Below are 3,105 nucleotides of genomic sequence, written 5' to 3'. Positions count from 1 at the left end.
TACCATCTAATAATTTATCTAACATTATTATTCTGAATCTGCGCGAAAACGGCCGCAACTATAGCATAGTAAGCCGTTAAATACATTATCAAAGATCAAAAATAGTACCCATGTAATAAGTAGGTTTTTTCTATTTTTTCTCTCTAATAACTAGCAACAAATTGACTTATTGCTAAATTTACCTGGCTTGGCTTTTCAGCATGTAACCAATGGCCAGCGCCTGCGATTATTTTTGCTTTAGCATTGGGAAATAGCGAAGCAATTTCAGGGCGGTGTGATTCTAAAATATAGTCAGAATTTGCGCCTTTAATAAAAAGAGTGGGCTTTGTATATGCTAAACCTTCAGGTTTTGCCAATATCGCATCATATGATGCAATTATTTGCTCAACATTAAAGCGCCAACTAAAACCTAGTTCTGTTTTTGCTAAACTTTTTAATAAAAACTGCCTTACGCCAGGTTCTTCAATAAATTCAGCTAACTGAGCATCTGCCTCACTTCGATTATTAATCGCGGCTAAATTCACGTTTTTTAAGCCGTTGAATACATTTTGATGTCTTGGTGTGTACTGTGTTGGTGCTATATCTAATACAACGAGCTTGGCTATTCGCTCACCTTGGCTTAAAGCCATTTGCATCGCCACTTTTCCACCCATGGAATGACCCACAAGAGTGCACTGATTAATATTTAATGTGTTTAATAAATTAAATACATCGTCAGCCATTACTTGGTAGTTCATTGTAGCATCGTGAAATGATTGGCCGTGATTTCTAAGATCGACGTTGATAACCTGATGGTTTTCACTGAGTGGTTTGGCAATGATATTTAAATTTTCTTTAGAGCCAAATAAGCCATGAATTACGATAATTGGCAAGTTGTCTGTATTATCGCCAAGTTGTGAATAATTTAATTGCATTTGCGTAGTTAAGCTAATGAAAAGCAGCATTGTGCCGAGTGAAACTTGAAAAAGCAAACATAGAGAAATCAATTTAAACTCGTTATACTATGCGAGATTTTTGCTAAATTCGTCTAACAATTAGGATAACCATGAAAAAAATCGAAATCGACGACGAGTTATATCAGTATATAGCAAGTAATACTCAGAGTATTGGTGAAAGCGCGTCTCAAATTTTACGTCGCCTATTAAAGCTAGATACAGATCTCCCAAATCTTCCAGTTACTGAAACTGTGGAAGTTGAAGAGCAGGTTGCGCCAACAGAGAAAAAAGAACATAAGTGCGATAACGTGTTTAATATCTTGAATAAAGAAGAACTTGCAATGCAAAAAGGCGTTGTAGGGCGTTTTCTATTTATTCTTTCTGCTCTTCATCGCACACATAAAGGTATTTTTAATCGTGTGCTTGATATCAAAGGCCGTGATCGTATTTATTTCGCTACAAACAAAGACGATTTAATTGCATCTGGCAGTAGCACTAATCCTAAAAACATTATGGATAGTGGCTATTGGGTTATGACTAACTCAAATACTACACGTAAAAAAATGATGGTTCACGAAGTTGCCATATCTCTAGGCTACAGTGAAGACGAAGCAGAAAAATTACGCGATTACTTATAATTTAAAGGTGGATCATGGCAAACCATGAAAGAGCAGGGCAGCGCGCCTTACAATCAGACTTAGTCAACATTCCTAAATTAGTATCATCATATTATTTATATGAACCAGATATTGAAGAACATCCAGAGCAGCGAGTGGCATTTGGCACATCTGGTCACCGTGGTTGTTCATTAAAAACTAATTTTAATGAATCACATATTTTGGCAATCACCCAAGCGATTTGTGATTATCGAAAACAAAATAATATTTTTGGTCCGCTTTTCTTAGGTAAAGATACTCATGCCCTTTCTGAAGCTGCATTTAATTCAGCTATTGAAGTGTTAGTGGCAAACGAGGTTCAGGTTGTAACGCAAGAAAATGACGATTACACGCCAACACCTGTTATAAGTCATGCGATTGTAACGCACAACCAAACGCATAGTGCTGAACTTGCTGATGGCATTGTTATTACACCTTCTCATAATCCACCTGAAGATGGTGGTTTTAAATACAATCCGCCTAATGGTGGTCCAGCTGATACCAATATCACAAAATGGATTGAAGATAGAGCGAATCAACTTTTAATTGAAGATTTAGTTGAAGTTGAACTTTTCCCATTTGTTAAAGCAAAACGTTCTGGTTTTATTCAATATCAAGACTTAATAACACCTTATGTGGAAGACCTTGCAAACATTATTGATATGCAAGCGATTAAAAATGCAGGTATTAAAATTGGTGTAGATCCGTTAGGTGGCTCTGGCATTAATTTTTGGCCAGTGATTGCCGAAAAATTCGGTTTAGACATTACCGTTGTTAATGAAAAAATTGACCCGCAATTTTCTTTTATGACGCTTGATAAAGACGGCAAAATCCGAATGGATTGTTCATCGCCTTATGCATTGGCAAGCTTAATTTCACTTAAAGATAAGTTTGATATTGCGGTTGGTAATGATCCTGATTATGACCGTCATGGTATTGTTACGCCAGATGGTCTGATGAACCCTAATCATTATTTAGCAGTAGCAATTGACTATCTGATCAGTCACCGCCCAGAGTGGCCAATCGATGCTAAAGTAGGTAAAACACTGGTTTCTAGTGCAATGATCGACAAAGTCGTTGCTAAACATGGCCGTGAAGTATTTGAAGTACCTGTGGGCTTTAAATGGTTTGTTGATGGTTTATTAGATTCAAGCTTATTGTTTGGTGGTGAAGAAAGTGCAGGTGCTTCTTTCCTACGTCGTGACGGCAGTGTTTGGGAAACTGATAAAGACGGTTTTATTCTTGCGCTTTTAGCCGCTGAGATTTTAGCTGTGACTGGTAAAACACCAAGTGAGCATTATAACGCTTTAACAGAAGAGTTTGGTGCACCAATCTACAAACGTTTAGATGCGCCAGCCAATACTCAGCAAAAAGCAAAGTTATCTAAATTATCGGCTGACGATGTAACTGCCGATACCCTTGCAGGCGACAGTATTTTAGCAAAACTCACCCATGCACCTGGTAATGGCGCAGCAATTGGTGGTTTAAAAGTAACAACACAAAATGGTTGGTTT

The 3,105-nt window shown here is 37.4% G+C and carries 3 protein-coding genes; 2 read left to right on the top strand and 1 reads right to left on the bottom strand.

The window, feature by feature from the left end; all coding sequences use genetic code 11:
• Positions 1-143: 143 nt before the first annotated feature.
• Positions 144-914 (bottom strand): alpha/beta fold hydrolase, encoded by a 771-nt coding sequence (locus ABYD77_RS18455; protein ID WP_372771560.1) that lies wholly within the window; start codon positions 912-914, stop codon positions 144-146.
• Positions 915-1,045: 131 nt separating this feature from the next.
• Between ABYD77_RS18455 and seqA the strand changes: the two genes are divergently transcribed.
• Complete coding sequence (gene seqA / locus ABYD77_RS18450; RefSeq protein ID WP_372771559.1) at positions 1,046-1,573, top strand: replication initiation negative regulator SeqA; 528 nt, start codon at positions 1,046-1,048, stop codon at positions 1,571-1,573.
• A 14-nt stretch (positions 1,574-1,587) separates the two neighbouring features.
• The coding region (gene pgm / locus ABYD77_RS18445; RefSeq protein WP_372771558.1) for a phosphoglucomutase (alpha-D-glucose-1,6-bisphosphate-dependent) at positions 1,588-3,105 on the top strand (1,518 nt) is incomplete at its 3' end.

Origin of the sequence: Pseudoalteromonas sp. (assembly GCF_041629635.1) — a bacterium.
Lineage (GTDB): Bacteria > Pseudomonadota > Gammaproteobacteria > Enterobacterales > Alteromonadaceae > Pseudoalteromonas.
This window is presented reverse-complemented; position numbering and strand designations above follow the sequence as displayed.